This is a genomic window from Pseudomonas azotoformans (assembly GCF_900103345.1).
Lineage (GTDB): Bacteria > Pseudomonadota > Gammaproteobacteria > Pseudomonadales > Pseudomonadaceae > Aquipseudomonas > Aquipseudomonas azotoformans.
In genome coordinates this window covers 5,724,179-5,748,143 of record NZ_LT629702.1, presented here as the reverse complement: position 1 = coordinate 5,748,143, position 23,965 = coordinate 5,724,179, and the positions used below count along the sequence as shown (strand labels likewise).

Below are 23,965 nucleotides of genomic sequence, written 5' to 3'. Positions count from 1 at the left end.
CGGCCTTGTAGATAGGTTATTGCGCGCCTTGCTTGTCGATCAGCGCGGCCAGGGCTTCGTATTCTTCCGGCAGCAGGTCGGTCAGCGGCGTGCGCACCGGGCCTGCGTCGTAGCCGGCGATTTTTGCACCGGCCTTGACGATGCTCACCGCGTAACCGGCCTTGCGGTTACGGATGTCCAGGTACGGCAGGAAGAAGTCGTCGATGATCTTGGAAACAGTGGCGTGATCGTCCTTGGCAATCGCGTGGTAGAAGTCCATCGCGGTCTTGGGGATGAAGTTGAACACCGCCGAGGAGTACACCGGCACGCCCAGGGCCTTGTAGGCAGCGGCGTAAACCTCTGCCGTCGGCAGGCCGCCGAGGTAGCTGAAACGGTCACCCAGGCGACGGCGGATCGACACCATCAACTCGATGTCACCCAGGCCATCCTTGTAACCGATCAGGTTCGGGCAGCGCTCGGCCAGGCGTTCCAGCAGCGGCGCAGTCAGGCGGCAGACGTTGCGGTTATAGACCACCACACCGATCTTGACCGACTTGCACACCGCTTCAACGTGGGCAGCAACGCCGTCCTGGCTGGCTTCGGTGAGGTAGTGCGGCAGCAGCAGCAGGCCCTTGGCGCCGAGGCGTTCGGCTTCCTGGGCGTACTCGATGGCCTGACGGGTCGAACCGCCGACACCGGCGAGGATCGGCACGCTGGTGGCGCAGGTATCAACAGCGGTTTTCACCACCTGGGAATATTCGCTGGCTGCGAGGGAGAAAAACTCACCGGTGCCGCCAGCAGCGAACAAGGCAGTGGCGCCGTAAGGGGCGAGCCATTCCAGGCGCTTGATGTAGCCCGCCTGGTGGAAGTCACCCTGGGCATTGAAATCGGTCACCGGGAAAGACAGCAGACCGTGGGAGAGGATGGACTTCAGTTCTTGTGGATTCATTATTCGAACACCCTGGGCGAAGACTTTCTATCGAAAGGTTGTTGTTGGTTTTGATGATGTCGTACGTCATCGTACAACTATAAAAAGATTCGTCAACTGCAATTCATCAGACTTCATTCGGTCACCTGTTTAGAGGTGCGTTCTTGACGTAGAAAGTTTTTCCTCTATGCTCGCCATAACTGTATATACATACAGTTATTAAGGAAGATTCCTACGACATAGCAAGGAGCTAACATGTCAGATCTTGATCTCGCAGTATCCGAAAAAAAACCAACTGTCCTGCGTTTCGAAGGGGGTGAACACACCGCCATCGGCGACGACACGCTACTGCGCTTCGCCAAGGACGCCCCGGCGATTCCCGCCCGCCAAGTCGAGCTGCACCTGCCCAACGGGCTGGCGCTGACCTATGGCCAGGTCATTGCCTTGGGCGGCGACTTCTATGGCATCCCCGGCCAGCCCATCAGCGATGGCGCCTCCCCGGTCGAACGCGTGCAACGCTTTACCGCTGCTTTCAACACGCTCGCCACGCTACCCGCCTCGCGGGAAGAAGCGCACAAGATCCTCGCGGTGATGCAAAAGGAGATCAATGCAGTCAAGCAAGCGATCAAGGATGGCAAGCAGGCCCATGAAGCCTATGACGCCTTGGGTGATACGTTGTCTGAGGAATGGAACCGCATCACCGGCGGTGGCAGTGCGGTGTCAGCACTGATCCCACTGGGCCGCTACCTGAAACTGGCGGCGGACAACGCCGACCACTTCGGCGAGTGGGCGCTGTCCGCCTACCTGGCCGGGCATACAGCGGCACTGCAACAAGCGGTAGTCGCCCACCAGACCGGCACCGACCAGGCGCTGGAGCTGGCCTATGCCATGAACAGTTTCGCTGATCACTTTTTGACCGATCTGTTTTCCGCAGGCCACCTGCGGGTCCCGCGCAAACAACTGGCGGCGGTGGTGACGCCCGGAGAACTGGGCTCGCTGATCAGCCGTTTCATGCACGACGAAGACAGCAAATTCGGGCTCAAGGTGCGCAATGCCATGGGCGATCAATGGCACGCCTATGGCGACAAGCGCTACTTCGACGCTATCGATGCGGACAATCGACTGCAGGTCAAACGCGCGGTGCAAGCCTCGGCCGATGAGATCTTCGATACCTTTATCAGCGGTGTTGTGCCCTCCCCGGCCAACTTCAAGGCACCGTTGTATGTGCCGGACCTGAATGCGGCCCAGAACCCGGCGAATAACTTCTCGCCGCTGTTCAAAATGGAGGGAGACAAGGTGCTGCGCCGCAAGGATGTGAATGACCTGAACGACAAGCACTGGACCAACGATTGGTGGGGGTGGAGTACATATTTGCTGCTTAAGGACTACAAGCCAAACACCCCGACAAACTGACAACTGCGCCAGTTTGTAGGAGCGAGCTTGCTCGCGAAGAGCCTGAGATCAACGCGTACATTCTGAATACACGCGGTGTTCTTGAGTCTTTCGCGAGCAAGCTCGCTCCTACAGACGCCACGTCTAGTTGCGCTGCGCCTCCGCCTCTTCATGGGCATGGCGCAGCCGCTCCCGGCTATTGGTCAGGTGCAAGCGCATCGCCGCCCGCGCCGCATCCGAATCCTGGCGGGCAATCGCTTCGTAGATTTCTTCGTGTTCACGGCTCAGACGGCTCATGTAGTGCTGCTGGTCATCATGAGCCAGGCGCGCCGAATTCAGGCGGGTGCGCGGAATGATGCTGGTGCCCAGGTGGGTCATGATGTCGGTGAAGTAGCGGTTGCCAGTGGACAGCGCGATTTCCAGGTGGAAGGCAAAGTCAGAAGCCACCGCATCGCCGGCGTGGGCCGCGCTTTCATTCAGGGCGTCTAACGCCGCACGCATGGCGGCCAGTTGTTCATCGCTGCGGCGCAAGGCGGCCAGGCCGGCGGATTCCACTTCCAGACTGATCCGCAATTCCAGAATCGCCAGCACGTCACGCAGGGTCACCACGGTAGCCGGGTCGATGCGAAAGCCGCTCGGGCTCGGCGTGTCCAGCACAAAGGTGCCGATACCATGACGGGTTTCCACCTGCCCTGCCGCCTGCAAGCGTGAGATGGCTTCACGCACCACCGTGCGGCTGACGCCATGGGCGTCCATGATCGCCGACTCGGTGGGCAGCTTGTCGCCGCGCTTGAGCTGGCCGTCGCGGATCTGCTCGGACAACACCGTGACCAATTCCTGGGCAAGGCTGCGGCGCTTGCGGGGAAGACGAGGGGCGGTGTTGGCGTTTTCCATGATGAATCATCTTTCTCGGTGAGCTTGAGCACGCATCATAGCCCATGGTGGTTGTACGATCACCGTCCGGGTGCGACTTTCATCTATATCCTTCGCGCAAAAAAATGCCCCGACACAGGTCGAGGCATTGTTTCGGCTAACCCCGAGGGGAATGCCGGTTATTTCACCACTTTCAGGCTCGGCCGGCCGCTGGGACGCGGTGGCTCGGAGTCCGGTGGCGGCTGATCATCGCCCTCTTCGCTTTCGATCGATTCGTCCTCCTCGAAAGGCGACTCCAGATCGAACACCATGCCTTGGCCGTTCTCCCGGGCATAGATGCCGAGGATGGCGCCAATCGGCACGTACAGCGTATGCGGCACACCGCCGAAACGCCCTTCGAAGCTGACCGCTTCATTGTCCATGTGCAGGTGGCGCACGGCACTGGGTGATACGTTCAGCACAATCTGCCCGTCGCTGGCAAAACCCTGCGGTACCTGAACCGCAGGAAATTCGGAATTGACCAGCATGTGCGGGGTGCAATCGTTGTCCACAATCCACTCATAGAGCGCGCGGACCAGGTAGGGTCGACTGGAGTTCATCAGCGGCTCCTTAAGCCTTAGCGCATATCGCGTTCGACACCAGACAGACTCGCCTGGAAAGCCTCACGCGCAAACTGGCGCTCCATGTAATCAAGCAGCGGCTTGGCCGGCCGCGGCAGTTCAATACCGAGAATCGGCAAACGCCAGAGTATCGGTAATAGGCAGCAATCCACCAAACTTTGTTCCTCACTGAGGAAAAAAGGCTTATCGGCGAACAGCGGCGAAACGCCGGTCAGGCTCTCGCGCAATTCCTTACGCGCCTGTACACGTGCCGCTTCTTTGCTGCGGGTATCCAGGATCACATCCACCAGCCCGCACCAGTCACGCTGGATCCGATGGATCAGCAGGCGGCTGTTGGCACGCGCCACCGGGTACACCGGCAGCAAGGGTGGATGCGGGTAACGCTCATCCAGGTATTCCATCACGACGGTCGACTCCCACAACGCCAGGTCACGATCGACCAGGGTGGGCAAGCTGCCGTAGGGGTTCACTTCGATCAGTTTGGGTGGATGACGACCTGCTTCCACACTGATGATCTCGGCGCTGACACCCTTCTCTGCGAGCACGATACGTACTCGGTGGGAATAGTGGTCGGCGGGGTCGGAGTAACAGGCCAACCGGTTGGTCACGCCCATGGCGGTCCTCCTCGCTTGTTGAAATTATCGAAAGCTCAAAAACGAGCGCGCCCAGAGAGCATCTCTGTAACGCCTGGTACAACCAGACCGCTACGTATTCAGAGATGCCGCTGGGCGCGCAAGATTAACAGCAATTGCTTACGGTTGGATCAATGCACATCCTTCCAGTATTCGCGTTTGAGCAGATAGGCGAATACGAAGAAGAACGCCAGGTACAGCAACACATAGGTACCGATGCGCTGATGCTGCAGTTTGACCGGGTTGGCCGAGTAGGCCAGGAAGGTCACGAGGTTCTTGACCTTCTCGTCGAACTGCTCGTCTGTCAACGAACCTGGGGTTTCTATCTTCAGTTGATCGCACGCTTCATGAGTCAAAGGTGTGCCGGTCAACGGATCGTATTGCTTCTTGCCGTCTTCAACGACCTGAATCTGCTTGCATCCTACCACTTGCTTGCCTTGCAGGCCGACCAGAACGTTAGGCATGCCGACGTTCGGGAACACACGGTTGTTCACGCCATAAGGGCGCGCCGGGTCTTCGTAGAAGGATTTCAGGTAGCCGTAGAGCCAATCGGTGCCGCGTACACGTGCCACCAGGGTCAGGTCGGGCGGTGCCGCGCCGAACCAGGTCTTGGCGTCGGCGGGCTTCATTCCGATGGTCATGTGGTCGCCAATCTTGGCACCGGTGAATACCAGCTTCTCCAGCATCATTTCATGGGGGATACCGAGGTCATCGGCCACCCGCTCGTAGCGCTGGAACTTGGCGCTGTGGCAACCCATGCAGTAGTTGGCGAACGTACGCGCGCCGTCTTGCATGGCTGCCTTGTCAGACACGTCGATATCGACTTTTTCCAGCGCCGGGCCACCGTGCTCGGCGGCCAATGACAGGAGCGGCAGGGCCGCAAGCATCAAAGCAACAAATAACTTTTTCATCAGCCAGTCACCCTTTCCGGAACCGGTTTGGTCTTCTCGAGCCGGGTGTAGAACGGCATCAGAATGAAGTAGGCGAAGTACAGGAAGGTGCAGACCTGCGACAGCAACGTACGCTCAGGGGTCGGCGCCAATACGCCCAGTACACCCAGGATCACGAACGCAATGCAGAACACCCACAGCCAGATCTTGCTCAGCCAGCCCTTGTAGCGCATGGACTTGACCGGGCTTCGGTCGAGCCAGGGCAACACGAACAGCACAGCAATGGCCGCGCCCATGGCGATCACGCCCATGAGTTTGTCGGGGATCGCGCGCAAGATCGCGTAGAACGGCGTGAAGTACCAGACCGGGGCAATATGCTCAGGCGTCTTGAAGGCGTTGGCCTGTTCGAAGTTGGGCTTCTCCAGGAAATAACCGCCCATCTCCGGGAAAAAGAACACGATCGAGCAGAACACGAACAGGAACACCACCACGCCGACAATGTCTTTCACGGTGTAGTAAGGGTGGAACGGAATGCCATCCAGCGGGATGCCGTTCTCGTCCTTGTGCTTCTTGATGTCCACTCCATCCGGGTTGTTGGAGCCGACTTCGTGCAACGCCAGGATGTGCAGCACCACCAGGCCCAGGATCACGATCGGCAAGGCCACCACGTGCAGGGCGAAGAAGCGGTTCAGGGTGATGCCGGAGATCAGATAGTCACCCCGGATCCATTGGGTCAGGTCGTTGCCGATCACCGGGATCGCACCGAACAGCGAGATGATCACCTGGGCACCCCAGTACGACATCTGGCCCCACGGCAGCAGGTAGCCCATGAAGGCTTCGGCCATCAGCGCCAGGTAGATCAGCATGCCGAACACCCACACCAGCTCGCGAGGCTTCTGGTACGAGCCGTAGAGCAGGCCACGGAACATGTGCAGGTAGACGACGATAAAGAACGCCGAGGCGCCGGTGGAGTGCAGCAGGCGCAGGATCGAGCCGTACTCGACGTCACGCATGATGTACTCGACGGAAGCGAACGCCTCTTCCGCCGACGGGGTGTAGCTCATCGTCAGCCAGACGCCGGTGACGATCTGGTTGACCAGCACCAGCAGGGCCAGGGAGCCGAAGAAGTAGAAGAAGTTGAAGTTTTTCGGCGCGTAATACTTGCTGAGATGGTCTTCCCACATTTTAGTGGCGGGGAAGCGAGCATCCACCCAATCCATGAACTTGCTCATCACGCGTTCTCCTTATCGAGGCCAATGACAATGAGGTCGTCAGTTTCGTAGGTATGCGGTGGCACGGGCAGGTTCAGCGGAGCAGGCTGGGATTTGTAGACACGGCCAGCGAGGTCGTAGTGGGAGCCGTGGCAGGGGCAGAAATAACCGCCAACCCAATCCTTGCCCAGATCGACAGGGGCCACTTCCGGGCGGAAGGTCGGCGAGCAACCCAGGTGGGTACAGAGACCGACCAGCAGCAGGATCTCTGGCTTGATCGAACGCACTTCGTTCTTGGCGTAGGCGGGTTGGTCGGACTTCTCGGATTTGGGGTCAGACAACTGGCCTTCGATCTTTTTGAGATTCCCCAGGATTTCCTCGGTACGACGAACAATGAAAACCGGCTGGCCGCGCCACTCAGCAATCATCTGCTGGCCTGGCTCGATCTTGCTGATATTCACCTTCACCGGTGCACCTGCGGCTTTCGCCTTGGCACTGGGAAACCATGACCCCACGAACGGGACCGCAGCCCCCACCGCTCCTGCAGCACCCACCACGGATGTGGCTGCTACCAAGAAGCGACGCCGGCCTGCATTCACGCCGTCATTGCTCATTCAGTCCTCTCCCATCAGCTTTTTGGCCTGTTAAATCAGGCGTCTACTAAGTGTTGAATCTTTACTTATAAAAATTTTGCCGAATGGTAATGAAAAGCCCCACGTATGACAAGGGAATTGCCCGGGGCTCAGCCTCCAGGCCTTGTAGTATAGGGGGTCTACGGATGTGGCAAGTTGTCACGGCGATTTTTCTGCATAAATCGCAGGCAATAAAAAACGCCCAGCTCCGTGAGGAGGCTGGGCGTTTTTGTGGAACGTAAAGCGAATTAACGCTTCGAGTACTGCGGACGCTTACGCGCTTTACGCAGACCGACTTTCTTACGTTCAACTTCACGAGCATCGCGAGTCACGAAGCCAGCTTTGCGCAGAGCGCCACGCAGGGTTTCGTCGTACTGCATCAGAGCGCGAGTGATACCGTGGCGGATTGCGCCAGCTTGACCACTTACACCGCCACCGATAACGGTGACGTAGATGTCGAACTTTTCAACGGTCTCGGTCAGTTCCAGCGGCTGACGAACTACCATGCGGGCAGTTTCGCGGCCGAAGAAGTTGTCCAGGGAGCGGTTGTTGATCGAGATGTTACCAGTACCCGGACGCAGGAAAACGCGAGCGGTTGCGGTTTTGCGACGGCCAGTGCCGTAATTTTGAGTCGCCGACATAATGAACTATTCCGTTAAAACTTCAGTTCTTGGGGCTGCTGAGCAGCATGAGGGTGTACAGCGCCCGCATAGACTTTCAGCTTGCGAAACATATCGCGACCCAGTGGGCCCTTAGGCAGCATGCCTTTGACCGCGATTTCGATCGGGGCTTCAGGCTTCTTGGCAATCAGGCCTTCGAAGTTGGAAGACTTGATACCGCCTGGGAAACCGGAGTGACGGTAGTACATTTTGTCGCTTGCTTTGTTGCCGGTTACACGAACCTGCTCAGCGTTGATGATCACGATGTAGTCACCGGTGTCAACGTGAGGGGTGTACTCAGGCTTGTGCTTGCCACGCAGACGGCTGGCGACTTCAGTGGCCAGACGACCCAGGGTCTGACCAGCGGCGTCGACGACAAACCAGTCGCGCTGAACTGTTTCCGGTTTTGCAGTAAAAGTTGTCATTCTTTAATAGCCTCAGGGGCCGCCCTGTAAATTAGACGGCGGATCTTACTGAATAGTGCGTACTTTGACAAGTCAAAGGCAGCCGGATACAGACGCTATCGGGGGCTCGGGTCGGCGCGTCCGTTCAACGGCAAGATTCTTCGGCAGGCGGCGCATCACTTCCACTGCAGAAAGAGGTGGGCAATTATGCAGATTGCGAAAAAAAATTCAACCTGCTTTTATGATTGTTTTCCCTGAAGGAGTACCCGATGGATTATCGACAGCTGGGCCGTACGGATCTGAACGTGAGCGCGATAGCCTTGGGCACCATGACCTGGGGCGAGCAGAACAGCGAGGCAGAGGCCTTCGCGCAGATCGAGCGAGCCAAAGGCGCGGGGATCAACTTCCTCGACACCGCCGAAATGTACCCGGTGCCACCCAAGGCCGACACCTATGCCACCACCGAACGCTACATCGGTAATTACTTCAAGAGCCGTGGCGACCGCGCCGACTGGATCCTCGCCAGCAAGATCGCCGGCCCCGGCAACACCATCGACTACATCCGCGACGGCCACCTGCGCCACAACCGCAAGCACATCGTCGAAGCCCTGGATGCCAGCCTCAAACGCCTGCAGACCGACTGGATCGACCTCTACCAGTTGCATTGGCCGGAGCGCAGCACCAACTTTTTCGGCCAACTGAGCTACAAGCACAAGGACGAAGACAACCTCACCCCGCTGGAGGAAACCCTCGAAGCGCTGGACGAGCAAGTGAAGGCCGGCAAGATCCGCCACATCGGCCTGTCCAATGAAACGCCATGGGGCACCATGAAATTTCTGGCCCTGGCCGAAGCCCGTGGCTGGCCGCGTGCGGTGTCGATCCAGAACCCCTACAACCTGCTCAACCGCAGCTTTGAAGTGGGCCTGGCGGAAGTCGCGATTCGCGAGCAATGCGGCCTGCTGGCGTACTCGCCCCTGGCGTTCGGCATGCTCAGCGGCAAATATGAGAATGGCGCCCGCCCAGCGAAAGCGCGACTGACGGAATACAGCCGCTTCAGCCGTTACTTCAACCCGCAGTCGGAGGCGGCATGCAGCCGTTACGTTGCACTGGCGCGGGAACATGGGCTGGACCCGGCGCAGATGGCGCTGGCGTTTGTGACACAGCAGCCGTTTGTGACCAGCAACATCATTGGCGCCACATCGCTGGAGCAGCTGGATAGCAACATTGCCAGTGCTGACCTGAAGCTGTCGAAAGAGGTGTTGGAGGGGATTGAGGCGATTCAGAAGGATCACCCGAACCCAGCGCCTTGATTGATCTTAAGACCGCTATCGGGGGCAAGCCCCCTCCCACATTTTGATCTGTGAATACATTCAAGTGTGGGAGGGGGCTTGCCCCCGATTTGGCCATCAGCAGAACCGCCCAATCAAAGCGCCCGCGCAATGATCTCCTTCATGATCTCGTTGGTCCCCGCATAAATCCGCTGCACCCGCGCATCCGCCCACGCCCGTGCGATCGGGTACTCCCACATGAAACCGTAGCCGCCATGCAACTGCACGCACTCATCGAGCACCTTGCATTGCAGGTCCGTGGCCCAGTACTTGGCCATCGCCGCCGTGGGCACGTCCAGTTTGCCTTCCAGGTGCAACGCCATGCACTTGTCGACAAATACGCGGCCGATCTGAATCTCGGTGGCCATCTCCGCCAGCTTGAAGCGGGTGTTCTGGAAATCCGCAATCGCCTTGCCGAACGCCTTGCGCTCGCGGGTGTATTCCAAGGTCCACTCAAGCGCCGCCTCAGCTGACGACAAGGCGCCAATCGCCACGGTCAGCCGTTCCTGAGGCAGCTCCTGCATCAAGTAGGCGAAGCCCATGCCAGCCTGGCCCAGCAGGTTTTCCTTGGGCACCCGCACATCCTGGAAGAACAGCTCCGAGGTGTCCTGGGCCTTCATGCCGACCTTCTCCAGGCGCTTGCCCTTGTCGAAGCCCGGCGTGTCGGCCTCCACCAGGAACAGGCTGGTGCCCTTGGCGCCGGCCTTGGGATCGGTCTTGGCGACCACGATCACCAGCTCGGCCAGGTAACCATTGGTGATAAAGGTCTTGGAGCCGTTGATCACATACTCATCGCCGTCCAGCACCGCGGTGGTCTTCACACCTTGCAGGTCGGAACCAGCCCCCGGCTCGGTCATGGCAATCGCCGTGACCATCTCGCCGGAGATCAACTTGGGCAGGTATTTGTGTTTCAGCGCTTCACTGCCGTAATGCAGGATGTAAGGCGCAACAATGTCCGAATGCAGGGAAAAACCGATGCCGGTCAGGCCCAGCCGGCTGATCTCTTCGATTACCACCGCGCTGTATAGAAAGTCCGCACCCAGCCCGCCATATTCCTCCGGCAGGTGAGAACACAACATGCCCGCCTCCCCCGCCTTGCTCCACAAATTGCGATCGATATAGCCCTGTTTCTCCCATTGCCCATGGAACGGCGCGGCGTCCTTTTCGAGGAAGGTGCGCACGCTCTCGCGGAAGAGTTCGTGTTCCGGGCTGAACAAGGTGCTGGGAATCATGGGTCACCTGCGTGGATTGTCGGACAAGGGCGAGCCCACAGAGACTATGCCGCGAAAGCAGCACGGGACACTGGACACATGCGACAAAAAATAAGACGATCCAGCCGTCTGGTGACCACTTTCCCCTATAAGAATAAATGAAATTATGTCTAACCAAATCTCCACGCCCTTGCGGCGCGTCAGCATTTTGGCCATTGATCGGGTATTCGCTTCCACCCTCATGCAAGCCAAGGATTTCTTCCACCTCGCCAGCCTGCGTTACGGCAAGCAACAAGGCCTGGGCCTGACGCCCGGGTTTGAAACACGCCTGGTCAGCCCCGATGGACAATCGGTGTGCAGTTTCAGTGATGTGATCATGCCGGTGGACGGCGGCCTTGAAGACGCCGACATCATTGTGCTGCCGGCCTTCTGGGATGACTTCGACACCTTGTGCACCCGCTACCCGCAAGTGTTGCCGTGGCTGCGCGAACAGCACGCACGCGGCGCAGTGTTATGCGGCGAAGCCACCGGGGTGTTCTGGCTGGCCGAAGCCAGCCTGCTTGATGGCAAGGAAGCGACCACCTACTGGCGCTTCTTCAATGCCTTCAGCGAACGCTTCCCCAAGGTCCAGCTCAACCAGGACAAGCACCTCACCGACGCCGACAATCTGTATTGCGCCGGCGGCACTACCTCGGCGTGCGACCTCTACATCTACCTGATCGAACGCTTCTGCGGCGCCAACATCGCCCAAGCCGTAGCCCGCGACATTCTTTACGAAGTGCAGCGCAGCTATTCGCCGGGACGTATCGGGTTTGGTGGGCAGAAGCTGCACCAGGACGTGATCATCCTGCAGATCCAGCACTGGCTCGAAGAGCATTTCGCCGACAAGTTCCGCTTCGAAGACGTCGCCCGGGAACACGGCATGAGCATCCGCAACTTCATGCGCCGCTTCCAGACCGCCACCGGCGACAAGCCGCTGCATTACCTGCAACGCCTGCGGATCGAGACGGCCAAAGGCCTGCTCTCGGGCAGCCGCAAGAGCATCAAGACCATCAGTTATGAGGTGGGTTACGACGATGCGAGTTTCTTTGCGCGGTTGTTCAGGCAACACACGGAGCTGTCACCGAACCAGTACCGCCAACAGTTCCAACAGGCTGCGTAAGCAAATGTGGGAGTGGGCTTGCTCCCGATAGCAGTGTGTCAGTGAGTACATCTTGCACTGATAGACCGCTATCGGGGGCAAGCCCCCTCCCACCCTTGATTTGTGTTGCTGCTAAGGTTTGTGGCCGCGCGAGAGGAATTCGTGGGACTGCATCTCCAGCAAGCGGCTCAACGTGCGCTGGAACTCGAAGTTCAAGCGCCCGCCGGTGTACAGGTCCTTGAGCTCGACTTCCGCCGAGATGATCAGCTTCACGTTACGGTCGTAGAACTCGTCGACCATGTTGATAAAGCGTCGCGCGATGTCGTCGGTGGTGACGCTCATCTGCTCCACGCCGCTGAGGATCACCGCGTGGAAGATCTTGCCCAGCTCGATGTAGTCGTTCTGGCTGCGTGGGCCGTCGCACAGCTGGCGGAACTCGAACCAGGCCACGTCATCGCAAGTGCGCAGCGCGATGATTTCGCGGTTCTCGATCATCAGCTTGTCGTTTTCCACCGCCTGGGTGCATTCCGGCGTGAGGGCGCGGAAGCTCTTTTTCAGGCTGTCGTGGGCCGCCTCATTGAGCGGAAAGTGGAACAGCTCCGCTTGCTCCAGGTGACGCAGGCGGTAGTCGACGCCGCTGTCGACGTTGACGATCTCGGTGTGCTGTTTGATCAGCGCAATGGCCGGCAAAAAGCGCGCACGTTGCAGGCCGTCCTTGTAGAGGCCGTCGGGCACGATATTCGAGGTCGCGACGAGGGTCACGCCATTCTTGAACAGCTCTTCCATCAGGGTGCCGAGGATCATCGCGTCGGTGATGTCGGAGACGAAGAATTCATCGAAGCAGATCACCCGCGCTTCTTCGGAGAAACGCTTGGCGATGATAGTCAGCGGGTTTTTCTCGCCCGGCAGGGTCTTCATCTCTTCGTGCACGCGCTTCATGAAGCGGTGGAAGTGCGTCCGTACCTTTTCCTTGAACGGCAGCGCTTCGAAGAAGGTGTCCACCAGGTAAGTCTTGCCACGCCCCACGCCGCCCCAGAAGTACAGGCCTTTGACCGGCGTGTGGTCTTTCTTGCCAAACAGCTTGCTGAACATCCCTGGCTTGCTTTGCGAGGCCGCGAGCAGATCGTCGTACAGGCGCTGCAAATGACGCACCGCATTTTCCTGGGCCGCGTCATGGAAGAATTCAGGGCGTTTCAGATCAGCTTGATATCGTTCTAGGGGCGTCATAATTTCGTTAGCAAGGCAACAAAAACGGGCCGTCACTGTAACGACGGCCCTGGATAATGGCAATCAACCCTTGGTCGGGTTAATCCTCGAGAGGGGTCAACGCAACGCGCAGGGCGGCGATGGCGGCATCGCGCGACGCTTCGTCGGCGAATTCGGCGCTGTCGGCCACAGGGGCACCGTCCAGCCATACGCTGAAGCCCAGGGCCTCGGTGCGCAGGTCCAGCGCGTCGCCGCTTTGCAATTGCTTGGTCACCGCGCCAGCCGCTTTACCGTCAGCGAAGTTGCGCGACAACAGCAGTTGCTCGCCATCTGCGGCCAACAGGCGGAAGCGGAAACTGCCATCGTCTTCACGGAAGCTCACGAAGCGTGCAGCCTTCGCCGCTTTCTTCTTGGTCGCGACCGGCGCCGCAGCCTGGTTGACGAACGAACGCAGGCCCACCGCCTCACGCAGCTCGGCCAGGAACGGCGCCGCCACGGCACGGGCCTTGTTGGCGCCGACCAGCAGCAGGTCTTCCATGTCCGATGGGCGCGACATCAGTTGATGGTAACGCTCGCGGGCTTCAGCCAACTGGCCGTCCAGCAGTTGGAACAGACGGTTCTTCGCCTCGCCCCAGCCCAGGCCTTGCAGCAATTCGGCACGGAATTCTTCTTCCTGCGCCTTGGTTGCAAACGCCTGGTACAGGGTGAACAGGTGCGAATTGTCCGGGTCCTTGGCTTCGCCCGGCGCGCGGGAGTCGGTGACGATCCGCGAGATCGCGTCCTTCATGTCCTTGGCGCTGGTGAACAACGGGATGGTGTTGTCGTAGCTTTTCGACATCTTGCGGCCATCAAGGCCCGGCAAGGTGGCGACGCTTTCTTCGATCAAGGCCTCGGGCATGGTGAAGAATTCTTTACCGTTGCCGAACAGGTGGTTGAAGCGCTGGCCGATATCACGGGCCATTTCCACATGCTGGATCTGGTCGCGCCCCACCGGCACTTTGTGTGCGTTGAACATCAGGATGTCCGCCGCCATCAGCACCGGGTAGCTGTACAGGCCCATGCTGATACCCGCATCAGGGTCTTCGCCGGCTTCCACGTTCTTGTCCACCGAGGCCTTGTACGCGTGGGCGCGGTTGAGCAGGCCCTTGGCGGCCACGCAGGTCAGCAGCCAGGTCAGCTCGGGGATTTCCGGGATGTCCGACTGGCGATAGAACGTCACCCGGTTCACATCCAGGCCACCGGCCAGCCAGGTCGCGGCGATTTCCATGCGCGAGCGCTGGATGCGCTGCGGGTCATCGCATTTGATCAGGGCGTGGTAGTCGGCCAGGAAGTAGAAGGAGTCGGCATTCGCGTCCTGGCTGGCGAGGATGGCCGGGCGGATCGCACCGGCGTAGTTGCCCAGGTGCGGCGTGCCGGTGGTGGTGATGCCGGTGAGGATACGGGTACGAGTCGTCATGGGTAATCGCTTATCAGACTGCTATCAATTCGAGAGGCGCGGCAGCACCAGATCCTTCAGATCGGTGAGCTTGCCGTGAAAAAAGTGTCCGCATTCTGCCACTTTCAGCAGCTCATGGGGGCGATTCAAGGCCGCGGACCAGTCGTAGACGGTCTGCGGGTCGACCACTTCGTCGGTTTCCGGCTGGATCAGGGTCAATGGGCAGCCTTGTGGCAACGCATCGGTATCGCGAAGGCGCATCACCGCCGCAGCGACCATGAACAGGTGCGAGAGTTTTTCGCCCTTGGCCTCAAGGCGCCCACCCAGGCTGGCGGCCACGTAGCCACCGAAGGAGAACCCGAGCAAGGTGATCGGCAGGTCGGGGTGTTTTTCCCGCAGCCAGGTGGCGGCCGCTTCGGCATCGTCCACTTCACCGGTGCTCATGTCGTGGGTGCCGGCACTCGCGCCGACGCCACGGTAATTGAAACGCAAGGTGATCAAACCGGCATCGCGGGCGGTGCGTTGCAGGGTAGATACAACTTTATTGAGCATGGTCCCGCCCTGCACCGGGTTAGGGTGACAGATCAGCGCCAGGCCACGTGGCTCGGGGTGATCCAGATACAGGGCTTCCAATTGACCTACCGGGCCATCGATCAAAACGGGGGTTTCACGCATGAGCAAGGAATGAACTCCGTGACCTCTCAAAGGGTCGACTCGTCTAGCTAAAAGTCTGTGCATGGCATCATTGCGAGCTTAATCGCGGTATACAGCGCAGGTTTGAGCCGTTAACGTAAAGCAAAGCCGTTTATAGAGGAAGGACTCGTGGAACACTCGCTCTTAGTTTGGTTGTTGCCGACTCTTGCCCTGGTTGCCGGTGTCGCCATTGGTTTCCTGGTTGCTCGCTTGCTGCCGAATGCCGCGCCTAACCGCACGCAACGTCAGCTGGACGACATTCAGGAACGTTTTGACAGTTATCAGAACGAGGTTGTTACCCACTTCAACAGCACCGCGACCCTGGTCAAGAAGCTCACCCAGAGCTACCAGGAAGTACAGGATCACCTCGCCGATGGCGCCAACCGCCTCGCCCTCGACGACATCACCCGCCAGCGCCTGCTGGCCGCGCTGCATTCCGATGCACCGCAAACCCCACGGGAGCGCCTGACCCCACCCCGGGAAAACCAGGAGCCACCACGGGACTACGCGCCAAAAACGCCGAACGCCCCCGGCATGCTGGATGAGCATTACGGTTTGAAGAAGTAATTTAATCTTCAAACGCTAAAAAGCCCGGCTGATCGATGATCAGCCGGGCTTTTTGTTGGGTCTTACAAACCACATCAATCAAATGTGGGAGCGGGCTTGCTCGCGAAGGCGGTGGGTCAGTCTGCACATCGGTAACTGATAGTCCGTATTCGCGAGCAAGCCCGCTCCCACAGTGACCGAGTCTGAACTTAAGCCAATTGTTGTTCCTGCAACATCCCACCCTCGATCCGCACATGCCGCCCATGGAAACGCTTGAGGCTACTGCGATGCCCGACGCTGACGATGCTCAGCCCCGGCAACTGATCGATCAACGCTTGATACAGCGTTGCCTCATCCTCTTCATCCATCGCCGACGTCGCTTCGTCCATGTACAGCCATTGCGGCGCAAACAACAAGGCGCGGGCAAAGGCCAGGCGTTGCTGTTCGCCCGGCGAGAGCATGCGCTGCCAGTGGTTCGCTTCGTCCAGTCGCCCGATCAGATGGGGCAGGCGGCAGGTTTCCAGGACCTGAGCATAACGTTCTGCCGGGTAGACGCTGTCGTCCTGCGGATAACTCAGCACCGCCTTCAGGGTGCCAATCGGCAAGTAGGGTTTCTGCGGCAGGAACAAGTAACGCTCGGCCGGCAGGCGGATATTGCCGTGACCGTTGGGCCACAGGTTGCCCATGGCCCGCAGCAAGGTCGACTTGCCGCTGCCGGAACGACCGCTGAGCATCAGGCGCTCGCCCTCGGCAACGGTCAGGTCGGCGCCTTGCAGCAGGTGACGGCCGTCGGCCAGGTCCAGGTTCAGATCCCTGACCTGCAAGTCAGCGCCCTGATGCTGCAGGCCAATGCCCATGGTGCGCGTTTCGTTGTCTTGCATGGCCTGACCGAAACTCAGCAGACGATCACAGGTGGCGCGCCAACTGGCCAGCAACGTATAGGCGTCGACAAACCAACTGAGGCTGCCCTGCACGCTGCCAAACGCCTGGGCCACCTGCATCAGCACACCCAGTTCGATCTTGCCGGCGAAGTAACGCGGCGCCGCGACGACAAAGGGGAAGATGATCGCGATCTGCGAGTAACCACTGGTGAAGAAATTCAGGCGCTTCTTGAGCTGCATGATGCTCCAGAAGTTGCTCCACACTCGCCCGAAGCGCGCGCTCAATTGCTGGCGCTCGTTGGGCTCGCCGTTGAACAGCGCGATACTTTCCGCGTTCTCCCGTACCCGCACCAGGCTGAAACGCAGGTCCGCCTCAAACCGTTGTTGACGGTTGCTCAGGCCGATCAGTTTTCGACCAATCAAGTGCGTCAGCCAACTGCCGATCACCGCGTACACCAGCGCGGCCCAGAACATATAGCCGGGAATCGTGATGCCCCATACCTCGATGCTGCCGGACACGCCCCACAGGATCACCGAGAACGACACCAGGCTCACCAGGTTGCTGATAAGGCCCAGCCCCAGGGTCAGGGTGCTGGCGGTAAAGGCGTTGAGGTCTTCGGAGATACGCTGGTCGGGGTTATCGGTGTAGCCGCCGTATTCCAGGTGGTAATAATTTTTGTGGCCCAGCCATTGGGCGAAGTAGGTTTCCGTCAGCCAACGGCGCCAGCGGATGGTCAGCATCTGCTGCAGATAGGAGGTGAACACACCGGTCACAATTGCCACCACCGCAATCACGCTGAAGTACATCAGCAGGTGGGTAAAAGCGTCGTAGTCTTTATGCTCCAGCGCATTGTAGAAATCGCGGTTCCAGCTGTTGAACCACACCGACACGGCGACACTGAACAGCGACAGCCCCAACACCACCAACAGCAGCAGCCAGGCCATGCCCTTTTCTTCACTGCGCCAGTAGGGCGTAATCAACCCCCACACCCGCCGTAGAAATTGCCCACGCACCGCGTCGTTGACCGCGGAATACTCAGCGTTCTGATTCATTGTTCAGGCTCGGTAGGGAAAAGAGGGTGCCCCCCATTGTAGGAGCGAGCTTGCTCGCGAAAAACCTGAGAGCGCCGCAGGCATCCAGCGCACCCCGTCATCGTTGACGATTTTCGCGAGCAAGCTCGCTCCTACAGGGGTTGAGTTGATCATAGGGGATCAGCCCAGGCTTGGTGCGCCCTGCCGCAGATTGTTCAGCCGGCGTTCAGCGACGTACCGGGCGCTTCTGCAGCTTGCGCTGCAAGGTACGGCGGTGCATGCCCAGGGCCCGCGCCGTGGCGGAGATATTGCCTTCGTGCTCGGTCAGCACGCGCTGGATGTGTTCCCACTGCAGGCGGTCCACCGACATCGGGTTTTCCGGCACCAGGGTGTCGAGGTCGGCGTGTTCGGAGAGCAGGGCGGCCAGCACATCGTCGGCGTCCGCCGGCTTGCACAGGTAGTTGCAGGCGCCGCGCTTGATCGCCTCGACGGCCGTGGCAATGCTGGAGTAACCGGTGAGGATCACCACGCGCATTTCCGGGTCGAGTTCCAGCAGCTTGGGCAACAGCACCAGGCCGGAGTCGCCGTCCATCTTCAGGTCGAGCGCGGCGTAGTCCGGCAGGTCGGCCTGGGCGATGGTCAGGCCCTCTTCGGCGGAACCAGCGGTGCTGACGCGGAAACCGCGCCGGCTCATGGCACGCGCCATCACGCGGGTAAAGGTGGCGTCGTCATCTACCAGCAGCAGGTGCGGCAGTTCTTCGCCTTCGACTTGGATCTCGTCACTCATCGATATCTCCTCGTGCGACACGGGGCAGGCGCAGCTCGGTGAGCGTGCCACCTTCCTCATGACTATAGAGCTTCACTGAGCCGCCCGCGCGGGTCACGCTGGCCTTGCTCAAAAACAGGCCCAGGCCGAAGCCTTTGCCCTTGGTGGTAAAGAACGGCTTGCCGATCTGCTCGGCAATGGCCAGCGGCACGCCCGCGCCGTGGTCGCGAATGCTGATCGTCACGTCTTCGGCATCCCAGTCCAACTGCACGCCCAGGCCTTCAGGGCAGGCGTCGGCGGCGTTGTTCAGCAGGTTGAGCAAGGCCTGGGTCAGATCCGGCGGCGGCGCCATGCGCGGCACCGTGCCCTGCCCTAATAGATGAAAACGGTAACTGGCTTCGGGACGCATCAGGTGCCAGCGGTTCAGGGCTTCGTCGAGCCACTGGGTCACATCCTGCATCTCCACCGCCAGGCGGCGATTGGCCTCGGCGGCGCGTACCAGTTGTTGCAAGGTCTGCTTGCACTGCTTGACCTGCTCGCGCAGCACGCCGAGGTCTTCCTGCAACGCCGGGTCGTGATGGTCCTGGGTCATCTCATTGAGCAGCACGCTCATGGTGGCCAACGGCGTACCCAGCTCATGGGCGGCGCCGGCGGCCTGGGTGGCGACAGCCAGCAGTTGCTGATCGCGCAAGCCTTCTTCACGGCGAATGGCGCGCAGTTCTTCCTGGCGGCGCAGTTCTTCGGCCATGCGTGCGGCGAAGAAGGTGATGACGGCGGCGGACAGCGCAAAACTCAACCACATCCCGTAAATCTGTAGGTTTTCCCGGGCGATGGGGAAGGTTTGCAGCGGGTAGAAGCGCGCCAGCAGCAGGGTGTAGAGGGTCAGGGCGATGCCCGACAGCACCACCGAATAACGCCATGGCAGGGTCACGGCGGCGATGGTCAAGGGCACCAGGTAATAAGAAACGAACGGATTGGTGGAACCGCCGGAGAAATACAGCAACACACTGTGGATAAACAGGTCGCAAGCCAATTGCAGGGCATATTCCAGCTCGGTCACCGGCCACGTGGTGCGCAACCGGATAGCGGTGAACACACACAACACGATGGAGAAACCCAGGGTCACGCCCAGTTGCAGCCACGGCAGCGGCAGCAGATCGAACCAATAGGCGAGCCCGACGGAGCCAGCCTGTGCGGCCAGCACCAGCGTGCGGATGAACGTCAGGCGCCAGAGGTTCTGGCGGGTGGCGGAAGTCAGTTTTACGGCGGCGAGCATGAGCTCTCCCGGTGAGCGCTGCAGGCGGATCGGCAGGAGTATAAACGAAGCGGACCCACCGGCACGGCGCGTGTGGCTCTTTGCCGCAGGCCGGGCAAATGACCGTTCGTCGGCATCGCTACAACATGTAGGTAATGTGTAAACCCGAAGAACCTGGTGCCACCGTCTACAGTCATACCGAACACGATCACCTCAAGGAGCTTTCATGTCTCGTTTCACTCGCAGTGCACTCGTTCTCACCCTTGGCGCCAGTACCCTGGCCAGCCTCCCTGCCCTGGCCGCCGATGCGCTGAACTACAACCAGATTTCCCTGCGCGCCGAGGTCAGCCAGGAAGTGGCCCGCGACAAGATGATCGTCACCCTGTACACCGAATCCCAGAACAGCGACCCGGCCAAGCTCGCCGCCGAAATCACCACCACCATGAACAAGGCCCTGGGCCAGGCCCGCGAAGTCAAAGGCGTGACCCTGCGCCAGGGCAGCCGCAACAGCTACCCGATCTACGACAACAAGAACCAGAAGATCACCGGCTGGCGTGAACGCGCCGAGCTTCGCCTGGAAAGCGCGGACTTCCCTGCGCTGTCCAAGCTCACCGGTGAACTGCTGAATACCCTGAAAATGGACAGCATGGACTTCGCCATCGCCGACGCCACGCGCAAGGCAAGCGAAGATGCATTGCTCAAGGAAGCCGTCGCCGCGTTCAGGGCTCGCGCACAACTGGCCACCGACGCGTTGGGTGGCAAGGGCTACAAGATCGTCAACCTGAACTTCAACACCAATGGTTATCCACAACCCTATGCCCGTGGCGGGATGATGATGAAGGCCGCGATGGCGGACTCGGCTCCCACGCCCGAAGTGGAAGCCGGCACCAGCCAGGTCAGCATGAGTGCCGATGGCGTGATCGAAGTGCTGCAGTAAGGCGCTGAACGGGGCAAACGGGGCTGTAACCACTGAATCAGCACTCATTTTGCCACCTGACGCTATGGCATCTGGCGCGTCCTTAATGGACGCGCCTTTTTTATGGATGCAATTGTAATTATATAGAGCCGCACTCTTCTCGCGTTATAACGCTATCGCTTCCCCCGTCCCTCCCTCTAGTGCGATTGAAACGCGTCCTAGCTCATCGCAGCAAAGTTGCTATCCAAGAGTTTTATTCAAAACATGTACGTTGTAATAACAATGTGAAAAGAACAAAACGCAAGGCCGGAACGTCCCCACGATCATTTCCCACGCATCTATCTGAAAAATAGCTGCCAGGGAGGCTCACTTGAAAAGAGCGAGATCAAATGATAAAGACATCCTTAAGCCCTGCCTCGACATCTGTGCCCGAGTCACCCAGCAACTCGGCAAACCTTGCCACACCGCCTGCTCCCGGCGCTGAGCATGAGCCCCGCCAGAAAAGCGCCAAACGCCGCAACCATCACGAAACACTCATTCCGGGCCTGCCCTATAACCCTGGGGTTGAAAGGTACATCTGGAAAGCCGCCGAAGGGTTCAAGACTCCAAGCCAGAGTACCGCTGAGATTATCAAGGCCGACTTGAAGAAGCGCTGGGGCAAGGATATTGATCCGGATAACACGTTTATCGTGACGTTGAACTATGACCCCAAGCGACCAAAACCCAAGAATGGCAAAGTCTTAAATAAAATATCACTGACTCAGGCCGCGCTGCATAACGTCCAGAGCGCTAATAAGGAAGACGAGCACCAGACGTCGTCCGAAAAGCTGCGATCAACCCTGCACACCTGGCTAGAGCGCATCGCGCCCGCGCTCCCTTTGCCCGCGGTGGTTGATAAGGTTGCTTCGATCGCACACCCGCAGAAGACCTACGAAGGCATATACGTGGGGCCGCAGCCCGGCCAACCAGAGGTATACAACGGTACAAACCTGCTACCCCAAACACCTGAGGGATTTCGTAGCATCGTATGGAACACCGACTTCAGCAAACCGTATACGCAATTCCTGAATGAGTTCTGGCCCGCGCATGAGCGCCAGTACGAACAAATGAGCAAAGCATCCTTCGTGGGAGGTGCTTTGCGTCAATTTGAAAACGACAGCTTGAGCGAAAGTGATACGGACTTGGCCATGCGCGCCGCCGGCCTGCCGCTGAGCACGACCTGGGAGAAGCTTAAACTTGATGATCTTTCGCCCGCTATCATCAAGGATCCCAACATAGAAGTTGGCCTGCTGAGCATCAATGGCTACAAGTCGACAGACCTGCTTTACATCACCGACAAGACAACACGCGTCGATGCCGAAGGTAAACCTTTCAACCGTACGTTGCTGTATATCCCCGGCAACTCCTCGCCGATTCATTCGTTCAACAGCCAGGCCGAGATGAAGAACTGGCTGGCTGAACAGGCGGCTGATCCGGTCAAGCGTGAAGCCCTGTCGATGCACTTTCCGTTACGTGACCAGGCCAATCGCTTTTTCTCTGACGGCGTCAATCAAACGCTGGCCGGGCTCGGCGGCTGGTCGAAAAAAGACGCACCCGATGCCGGCCCTCTGGAACGTCTCAATGAATTTGACCCACAACGGTTCATTACTACCGAACCGCTGTCCGATGACCCATTCACAACCATGACCCGGCGGCAGAAAGAGCGCTCATACGCCGATGCCGAAACCGAAATAACCACCGATGGAGATGTCACCAAAGCCACGATCCTTGAAGTGTTGGAAACCACCACAAAGATCGCCTTGATGATGACCCCGCTGGCTATCGTCATGCCCGAGGTCGCAGTGGGACTGGAGGTATTTTATGCCGCTGCCGGTGCGTTGGAAGCAGGGATAGGCGCGGACCAACTCAAGCATGGCAAGCCAGGTGGCGCGGACCATATTGTGTTTGGCGTATTGAATGCGGTGCCCGTTGTCGCTGGTGAGGCGAGCAAATTAATAAAAGGCGAGCAAGGGGCCGTCACCACGGTCAGCGAGAGCATAGAGGACACCGTCAAAGAGCCAGTGGTGCCAGACACCGACGCACCGACAACGCCCATCGTCGAAGAGCCCTCCGTCAATCGACTCAAGCCGACTCAGGCAGCCAATATCAGTCAGCACGCAGTGCCCAACGGCGAGCAACTGATCGAAGGCGCGACCCGCAATTCAAAAGGGATCTATCAAATCAAAACCCCCGATGGCACGGACCAATGGTTTATCCGCTATACCGATGCTACCGGCACGCCTCAGGTGTACGAGATCAAAAGCGATTTCAAACTGAGCAACGATTATGTACAGATCATTGATCGTGCAACACGCAAGCCGGTGATGACCGCTCATTCCACGCTGGACGGCGAATGGGCCCGTGAAATCGGCCCAGGAGGCGCACGCAAGTGGCCATGGCAACGTACGCCATCGCCAGCCCCCAGTGACGAATCAAGCATACCGCCTAAGTTCTCCGATCAGTTCGTGACACTTGACGGCTCAAAAATGCAGGGGACCGAATCGTTTGATAACTACTTTGATTTCGGCAAAAACACGGACTATGTCTTGTCCACGAGCAACTTCGAAGAAAACGGTGCAATCAAGCACAAACTCAACGTTTCCTGGACGCTGGAAGAACCAAACTTTGAGCTTCTGCCAGAAGAAAAAGCCACGCATTGGGAAGGTGACAACGACTACTCCAAAAACTTTGTGCTCGATATCAATCGCGGAAACTACAACCTGAGAACAACCACGCCCGACGGAATCACTGAACAGACCTTACACAGTACAGGGAGCAATGGTCAGGAAATACAGGCTGAAAAAATCAAACAGTTTGAACAAATCATTCCCGATCCAGAATTGCGCGCCCGTATTTCCGAAGTGGCTCACCAAGGTTCAATGGGACCTGCCATGGAATCTTTTCTCCTGCACCGAACACCCTCTGGCGAATTGAAGGAAGGCGTATTGGTCGAGGGCGTATCGATCTCCAATAATGACTCGACCTATCACATCGACTACGACCCGTCGAAAAACATTACCCGTGTATCGGCCACCGGCGACTATCGCCTCAGACACGTAGAAGAGGGATACCTGGACAACATCAACGTCAAAATCAGACGCACGTTTACCATTCACCACTCCAGCTCAGCGGGCAGCCGCTTTACTATCGACAAAAATGCGCCAACCTACGTGGAAGTATCGGTCAAAACGCCGTAACCATCGATCAACAATGAGGCCGTGACCAGCACCACCAGCCTTCCACCTACCTGAAAATGCTTAACGGCGGTAACCTCGGTAACCGCCGTTTTTTCGTTC

The 23,965-nt window shown here is 58.8% G+C and carries 22 protein-coding genes; 6 read left to right on the top strand and 16 right to left on the bottom strand.

Annotation, left to right across the window (positions count from 1 at the left end; translation table 11 throughout):
- Nucleotides 1-16: 16 nt before the first annotated feature.
- Nucleotides 17-928 (bottom strand): 5-dehydro-4-deoxyglucarate dehydratase, encoded by a 912-nt coding sequence (gene kdgD / locus BLR69_RS26020; RefSeq protein WP_016976228.1) that lies wholly within the window; start codon nt 926-928, stop codon nt 17-19.
- A gap of 234 nt (nt 929-1,162) precedes the next feature.
- Between kdgD and BLR69_RS26015 the strand changes: the two genes are divergently transcribed.
- Entirely contained in the window at nt 1,163-2,320 is a 1,158-nt protein-coding gene (locus BLR69_RS26015) for a phospholipase (protein WP_071494157.1), read from the top strand.
- Between the two features lie 123 nt (nt 2,321-2,443).
- On the opposite strand, the gene BLR69_RS26010 is transcribed toward BLR69_RS26015, so the two are convergent.
- The 8 genes from BLR69_RS26010 to rplM form a co-directional block, all read right to left on the bottom strand.
- Entirely contained in the window at nt 2,444-3,193 is a 750-nt protein-coding gene (locus BLR69_RS26010; RefSeq protein ID WP_071494158.1) for a FadR/GntR family transcriptional regulator, read from the bottom strand.
- 158 nt (nt 3,194-3,351) lie between these two features.
- The gene (locus BLR69_RS26005) at nt 3,352-3,771 is read right to left on the bottom strand and encodes a ClpXP protease specificity-enhancing factor (RefSeq protein ID WP_071494159.1); all 420 of its coding nucleotides are present in this window, start codon (nt 3,769-3,771) and stop codon (nt 3,352-3,354) included.
- 17 nt (nt 3,772-3,788) lie between these two features.
- Nucleotides 3,789-4,406, bottom strand: coding sequence for a glutathione S-transferase N-terminal domain-containing protein (locus BLR69_RS26000; protein ID WP_024073431.1), 618 nt, complete (start codon nt 4,404-4,406; stop codon nt 3,789-3,791).
- 149 nt (nt 4,407-4,555) lie between these two features.
- A complete protein-coding gene (locus BLR69_RS25995) occupies nt 4,556-5,335 on the bottom strand; it encodes a cytochrome c1 (RefSeq protein WP_071494160.1) in 780 nt (259 codons plus the stop codon).
- The gene (locus tag BLR69_RS25990; protein WP_003171746.1) at nt 5,335-6,546 is read right to left on the bottom strand and encodes a cytochrome b; all 1,212 of its coding nucleotides are present in this window, start codon (nt 6,544-6,546) and stop codon (nt 5,335-5,337) included. Before BLR69_RS25990 ends, BLR69_RS25995 begins: the two co-directional genes overlap by 1 nt.
- Nucleotides 6,546-7,139 (bottom strand): ubiquinol-cytochrome c reductase iron-sulfur subunit, encoded by a 594-nt coding sequence (gene petA / locus BLR69_RS25985; RefSeq protein ID WP_016976232.1) that lies wholly within the window; start codon nt 7,137-7,139, stop codon nt 6,546-6,548. The genes BLR69_RS25990 and petA overlap by 1 nt, the downstream gene beginning before the upstream one ends.
- Nucleotides 7,140-7,405: 266 nt before the next feature.
- Nucleotides 7,406-7,798 (bottom strand): 30S ribosomal protein S9, encoded by a 393-nt coding sequence (gene rpsI, locus BLR69_RS25980; RefSeq protein WP_002555064.1) that lies wholly within the window; start codon nt 7,796-7,798, stop codon nt 7,406-7,408.
- A 14-nt stretch (nt 7,799-7,812) separates the two neighbouring features.
- Complete coding sequence (gene rplM / locus BLR69_RS25975; protein ID WP_003188508.1) at nt 7,813-8,241, bottom strand: 50S ribosomal protein L13; 429 nt, start codon at nt 8,239-8,241, stop codon at nt 7,813-7,815.
- Between the two features lie 248 nt (nt 8,242-8,489).
- Here rplM and BLR69_RS25970 point away from each other — a divergent pair, with 248 nt between their 5' ends.
- Entirely contained in the window at nt 8,490-9,530 is a 1,041-nt protein-coding gene (locus BLR69_RS25970; protein WP_058423021.1) for an NADP(H)-dependent aldo-keto reductase, read from the top strand.
- Nucleotides 9,531-9,643: 113 nt separating this feature from the next.
- Here BLR69_RS25970 and BLR69_RS25965 read toward each other — a convergent pair whose 3' ends face one another.
- Nucleotides 9,644-10,780 carry an acyl-CoA dehydrogenase family protein gene (locus BLR69_RS25965; protein ID WP_071494161.1) on the bottom strand — a complete coding sequence of 379 codons (1,137 nt, stop codon included), beginning with the start codon at nt 10,778-10,780 and terminating at the stop codon, nt 9,644-9,646.
- A gap of 220 nt (nt 10,781-11,000) precedes the next feature.
- On the opposite strand from BLR69_RS25965, the gene BLR69_RS25960 reads away from it, so the two are divergent.
- Nucleotides 11,001-11,921, top strand: coding sequence for a GlxA family transcriptional regulator (locus BLR69_RS25960; protein ID WP_172832166.1), 921 nt, complete (start codon nt 11,001-11,003; stop codon nt 11,919-11,921).
- Nucleotides 11,922-12,032: 111 nt separating this feature from the next.
- On the opposite strand, the gene zapE is transcribed toward BLR69_RS25960, so the two are convergent.
- The 3 genes from zapE to BLR69_RS25945 all read right to left on the bottom strand — a co-directional run bounded on the left by zapE (nt 12,033) and on the right by BLR69_RS25945 (nt 15,216).
- Nucleotides 12,033-13,127: a cell division protein ZapE gene (zapE, locus tag BLR69_RS25955; protein WP_071494163.1), complete on the bottom strand. Its 1,095-nt coding sequence runs from the start codon at nt 13,125-13,127 to the stop codon at nt 12,033-12,035.
- A 79-nt stretch (nt 13,128-13,206) separates the two neighbouring features.
- Nucleotides 13,207-14,562, bottom strand: a complete 1,356-nt coding sequence (locus BLR69_RS25950) for a tryptophan--tRNA ligase (protein WP_071494164.1) — start codon at nt 14,560-14,562, stop codon at nt 13,207-13,209.
- A 24-nt stretch (nt 14,563-14,586) separates the two neighbouring features.
- Nucleotides 14,587-15,216, bottom strand: coding sequence for an alpha/beta hydrolase (locus BLR69_RS25945; protein ID WP_038850899.1), 630 nt, complete (start codon nt 15,214-15,216; stop codon nt 14,587-14,589).
- A gap of 147 nt (nt 15,217-15,363) precedes the next feature.
- Here BLR69_RS25945 and BLR69_RS25940 point away from each other — a divergent pair, with 147 nt between their 5' ends.
- Nucleotides 15,364-15,801 carry a YhcB family protein gene (locus tag BLR69_RS25940; RefSeq protein WP_003171734.1) on the top strand — a complete coding sequence of 146 codons (438 nt, stop codon included), beginning with the start codon at nt 15,364-15,366 and terminating at the stop codon, nt 15,799-15,801.
- A 188-nt stretch (nt 15,802-15,989) separates the two neighbouring features.
- Here the strand turns inward: BLR69_RS25940 and BLR69_RS25935 are convergent, their stop codons facing one another.
- The 3 genes from BLR69_RS25935 to BLR69_RS25925 all read right to left on the bottom strand — a co-directional run bounded on the left by BLR69_RS25935 (nt 15,990) and on the right by BLR69_RS25925 (nt 19,735).
- On the bottom strand, nt 15,990-17,714 hold the full coding sequence (locus BLR69_RS25935) for an ABC transporter ATP-binding protein/permease (RefSeq protein ID WP_071494165.1): 1,725 nt from the start codon (nt 17,712-17,714) through the stop codon (nt 15,990-15,992).
- Nucleotides 17,715-17,919: 205 nt separating this feature from the next.
- Nucleotides 17,920-18,480 carry a response regulator transcription factor gene (locus BLR69_RS25930; RefSeq protein WP_003171731.1) on the bottom strand — a complete coding sequence of 187 codons (561 nt, stop codon included), beginning with the start codon at nt 18,478-18,480 and terminating at the stop codon, nt 17,920-17,922.
- Complete coding sequence (locus tag BLR69_RS25925) at nt 18,473-19,735, bottom strand: ATP-binding protein (RefSeq protein ID WP_058423028.1); 1,263 nt, start codon at nt 19,733-19,735, stop codon at nt 18,473-18,475. Before BLR69_RS25925 ends, BLR69_RS25930 begins: the two co-directional genes overlap by 8 nt.
- 205 nt (nt 19,736-19,940) lie before the next feature.
- Between BLR69_RS25925 and BLR69_RS25920 the strand changes: the two genes are divergently transcribed.
- Together BLR69_RS25920 and BLR69_RS25915 are read left to right on the top strand one after the other, a co-directional pair.
- Nucleotides 19,941-20,651, top strand: a complete 711-nt coding sequence (locus BLR69_RS25920) for an SIMPL domain-containing protein (protein ID WP_071494166.1) — start codon at nt 19,941-19,943, stop codon at nt 20,649-20,651.
- 368 nt (nt 20,652-21,019) lie between these two features.
- Nucleotides 21,020-23,866 carry a dermonecrotic toxin domain-containing protein gene (locus tag BLR69_RS25915; protein ID WP_134434983.1) on the top strand — a complete coding sequence of 949 codons (2,847 nt, stop codon included), beginning with the start codon at nt 21,020-21,022 and terminating at the stop codon, nt 23,864-23,866.
- Nucleotides 23,867-23,965: the final 99 nt, after the last annotated feature.

Bases quoted from the DNA above. Each gene is read 5' to 3' on its own strand.
- BLR69_RS25935 (WP_071494165.1), bottom strand. From the start codon at position 17,714: ATGAATCAGAACGCTGAGTATTCCGCGGTCAACGACGCGGTGCGTGGG.
- kdgD (WP_016976228.1), bottom strand. From the start codon at position 928: ATGAATCCACAAGAACTGAAGTCCATCCTCTCCCACGGTCTGCTGTCT.
- BLR69_RS26000 (WP_024073431.1), bottom strand. From the start codon at position 4,406: ATGGGCGTGACCAACCGGTTGGCCTGTTACTCCGACCCCGCCGACCAC.
- rplM (WP_003188508.1), bottom strand. From the start codon at position 8,241: ATGACAACTTTTACTGCAAAACCGGAAACAGTTCAGCGCGACTGGTTT.
- BLR69_RS26010 (WP_071494158.1), bottom strand. From the start codon at position 3,193: ATGGAAAACGCCAACACCGCCCCTCGTCTTCCCCGCAAGCGCCGCAGC.
- BLR69_RS25990 (WP_003171746.1), bottom strand. From the start codon at position 6,546: ATGAGCAAGTTCATGGATTGGGTGGATGCTCGCTTCCCCGCCACTAAA.
- BLR69_RS25970 (WP_058423021.1), top strand. From the start codon at position 8,490: ATGGATTATCGACAGCTGGGCCGTACGGATCTGAACGTGAGCGCGATA.
- BLR69_RS25965 (WP_071494161.1), bottom strand. From the start codon at position 10,780: ATGATTCCCAGCACCTTGTTCAGCCCGGAACACGAACTCTTCCGCGAG.
- BLR69_RS26015 (WP_071494157.1), top strand. From the start codon at position 1,163: ATGTCAGATCTTGATCTCGCAGTATCCGAAAAAAAACCAACTGTCCTG.
- BLR69_RS25915 (WP_134434983.1), top strand. From the start codon at position 21,020: ATGATAAAGACATCCTTAAGCCCTGCCTCGACATCTGTGCCCGAGTCA.
- zapE (WP_071494163.1), bottom strand. From the start codon at position 13,127: ATGACGCCCCTAGAACGATATCAAGCTGATCTGAAACGCCCTGAATTC.
- BLR69_RS26005 (WP_071494159.1), bottom strand. From the start codon at position 3,771: ATGAACTCCAGTCGACCCTACCTGGTCCGCGCGCTCTATGAGTGGATT.
- BLR69_RS25960 (WP_172832166.1), top strand. From the start codon at position 11,001: ATGCAAGCCAAGGATTTCTTCCACCTCGCCAGCCTGCGTTACGGCAAG.
- BLR69_RS25945 (WP_038850899.1), bottom strand. From the start codon at position 15,216: ATGCGTGAAACCCCCGTTTTGATCGATGGCCCGGTAGGTCAATTGGAA.
- BLR69_RS25925 (WP_058423028.1), bottom strand. From the start codon at position 19,735: ATGCTCGCCGCCGTAAAACTGACTTCCGCCACCCGCCAGAACCTCTGG.
- BLR69_RS25950 (WP_071494164.1), bottom strand. From the start codon at position 14,562: ATGACGACTCGTACCCGTATCCTCACCGGCATCACCACCACCGGCACG.
- petA (WP_016976232.1), bottom strand. From the start codon at position 7,139: ATGAGCAATGACGGCGTGAATGCAGGCCGGCGTCGCTTCTTGGTAGCA.
- rpsI (WP_002555064.1), bottom strand. From the start codon at position 7,798: ATGTCGGCGACTCAAAATTACGGCACTGGCCGTCGCAAAACCGCAACC.
- BLR69_RS25995 (WP_071494160.1), bottom strand. From the start codon at position 5,335: ATGAAAAAGTTATTTGTTGCTTTGATGCTTGCGGCCCTGCCGCTCCTG.
- BLR69_RS25930 (WP_003171731.1), bottom strand. From the start codon at position 18,480: ATGAGTGACGAGATCCAAGTCGAAGGCGAAGAACTGCCGCACCTGCTG.
- BLR69_RS25920 (WP_071494166.1), top strand. From the start codon at position 19,941: ATGTCTCGTTTCACTCGCAGTGCACTCGTTCTCACCCTTGGCGCCAGT.